This is a genomic window from Psychrobacter sp. CAL346-MNA-CIBAN-0220, from assembly GCF_040309805.1.
Lineage (GTDB): Bacteria > Pseudomonadota > Gammaproteobacteria > Pseudomonadales > Moraxellaceae > Psychrobacter.
In genome coordinates this window covers 1-242 of sequence record NZ_JBEOPF010000658.1, presented here as the reverse complement: position 1 = coordinate 242, position 242 = coordinate 1, and the positions used below count along the sequence as shown (strand labels likewise).

The 242-nt window shown below is 47.5% G+C and carries 1 protein-coding gene; it reads right to left on the bottom strand.

All coding sequences use genetic code 11. The features are described 5' to 3' along the window. Nucleotides 1–61: 61 nt before the first annotated feature. On the bottom strand, nucleotides 62–242 hold a 181-nt coding region (locus AAEY88_RS15215), incomplete at its 5' end, for a Na+/H+ antiporter NhaC family protein (protein WP_350563734.1).

The window sequence follows — 242 nt, the reverse complement described above, 5'->3', positions numbered from 1 at the left end:
CCTTTAGTGAGGCTCCCGTTTTTATTTTTTATCTTGATAAGCCGTAGCTATCTGTTGAATGTTAAAGCACCATCGCAGCAATCCAACCAAAAACAAGCAGTGGAATATTATAGTGAATAAACGTTGGGATCACGCTGTCGCGAATATGATCATGTTGCCCATCGGCATTAAGACCCGCTGTGGGACCTAGTGTCGAATCTGATGCTGGCGAACCCGCGTCACCAAGCGCTGCAGCGGTACCC